The sequence below is a fragment of the Nonomuraea sp. MG754425 genome (assembly GCF_021699195.1).
In the GTDB taxonomy this organism is placed as follows: Bacteria; Actinomycetota; Actinomycetes; order Streptosporangiales; family Streptosporangiaceae; genus Nonomuraea.
In genome coordinates this window covers 1-2,049 of sequence record NZ_SSXE01000399.1, presented here as the reverse complement: position 1 = coordinate 2,049, position 2,049 = coordinate 1, and the positions used below count along the sequence as shown (strand labels likewise).

Genomic DNA, 2,049 nt, shown 5'->3' with positions numbered 1-2,049 from the left:
ACCGCCCCCTGCGCGCCATCGCCGCCGACTGGTTCCGCCCCCACACCCTGCGCGGCCTGCGCACCCGCATCCACGCCCTGGCCCGCCGCCACGTCGACACCATGGCCCGCGCCGGGAGCACGACCGACTTCGCCGCCCAGAGCGCCGCCCACTACCCGCTGCACGTCATCCTCACCCTCCTCGGCCTGCCCGAGTCCGACTTCCCCCGCATGCTCCAGCTCACCCGCCAGCTCTTCGGCCACGACGACCACGACACCGGACGCGGCACCGGAACCCCGCACGACCACACCTCCGTCCTGGACGACCTGTTCGCCTACTTCCGCGACCTCACCGCCGCCCGCCGCGCCGAACCGACCGGCGACCTCGCCTCGCACATCGCCAACGCCCGCATCGACGGCCGCCTTCTCGACGACGTCACCGCGACCTCGTACTACATCCTCATCGCCACCGCCGGTCACGACACCACCTCCTCCACGATCGCCGGCGGCCTGGAAGCCCTCATCCGTCACCCCGGCGAGCTGCGCCGCCTGCGGGAGGAGCCGCATCTGCTGCCGGGGGCCGTCGAGGAGATGATCCGGTGGGTCAGTCCCGTCAAGGGGTTCATGCGGACGGCCGCCGCCGACACGGTCGTGCGCGGGGTGCCGATCAGGCGGGGCGAGGCGGTGCTGCTGTCGTACCCGTCGGCCAACCGGGACGAGGACGTCTTCGACGAGCCGTTCCGGTTCGACGCCGGGCGGGAGCCGAACCGGCATCTGGCGTTCGGTTTCGGGGTGCACTTCTGCCTGGGCGCGGCCTTGGCGCGGATGGAGGCCGAGGCGTTGTTCGCCGAGTTGCTGCCGCGGCTGGCGAGCGTCGAGTTCGACGGTGAGCCGGAGTGGACGGCGACGACGTTCGTGGGCGGGTTGAAGCGGTTGCCGATCCGTTACTCCCTCACCTGAGGCCATCCGGACAGAAGATGCGATACCAGACAGAAGCTGGATTCTGTCTGGTATGGGATATTCAGCTAGATAGGTGACTTATCGGACAGAAGGTGGCGTGTGCCCCCTCGGCGCGCACCATCGCGTCGCGACCGCGTCCCGACCGCGCACGCCCAGGTCGGCCCGCCTCGCACGCCGCCCCCGGGCGCTCCGCTCACGTGATCCGGGACAGGCCCGCCTCTCCCCCCACGACATGCGAGGTTTCGGGCGACCGCACGATGGGATCTTTTCGGGCAAAGCGGGTCAAATTAGGGCTGGTCAGGGCGGCTTTTTGCGGCTAACGGTCACCGGGAGTGGACGTTTATGTCAGCATCGTAGGCATGTATGGGTTTTATGGGACTGCCGTAAATGCCTGTGACGCGTGGTTGTGTCCGTTGTCCGGCTGGTAGTCCCCCGCCCAGGTGCCGTCCGCTCCCCCGCCCGGAAAGAAGTCCCGCCTTGCGCATCCTGCTGCTGTGTTCCTCGTTCAACGGCCTGACCCAGCGTTCCTGGCTGGAGCTGCGCCGTGCCGGCCATGACGTGTCGATCGAGCTGGCGGTCTCGCCGGAGGCGATGGTGGAGGCGGCCGAGCTGGTCAAGCCCGATCTGATCATCTGCCCGTTCCTGAAGGAGCGGGTGCCGGCGGCGTTGTGGCGGGCGCACCGCACGGTGATCATTCATCCGGGTCCGCCCGGGGACCGGGGGCCGTCGTCGCTGGACTGGGCGATCGTGGACGCCGAGCCGGAGTGGGGGGTGACGGCGTTGCAGGCGGTGGAGGAGATGGACGCGGGTCCGATCTGGGGGTATCGGACGTTCCCGATGCCGAGTTCGGCCGGTGGTGAGCCTGCGCGTAAGTCGGCGTTGTACAACGGGCCGGTGGCCGATGCGGCGGCGGAGCTGGTGGTGGAGGTGGCGGCGAAGGCGGGTGAGGCGTCGTTCGCGCCGGAGCCGCTGGATTACCGGGCGCCGGAGGTGCGGGGGCGGTTGCGGCGGGCGATGCGGCATGCGGATCGGGAGTTCGTGTGGGAGGAGCCGACGGAGGAGGTTCTGCGGCGGGTGCGGGCGTCGGACGGTTCTCCGGGCGGGCGGGCGC

The 2,049-nt window shown here is 70.1% G+C and carries 1 protein-coding gene and 1 pseudogene; both read left to right on the top strand.

All coding sequences use genetic code 11. The features are described 5' to 3' along the window. A partial coding sequence (locus FAF44_RS52970) for a cytochrome P450 (RefSeq protein ID WP_237111083.1) occupies positions 1-938 on the top strand: 938 nt, incomplete at its 5' end. A 477-nt stretch (positions 939-1,415) separates the two neighbouring features. Continuing rightward, positions 1,416-2,049 (top strand): annotated as a pseudogene (locus tag FAF44_RS52965) (formyl transferase); the annotation flags it as partial.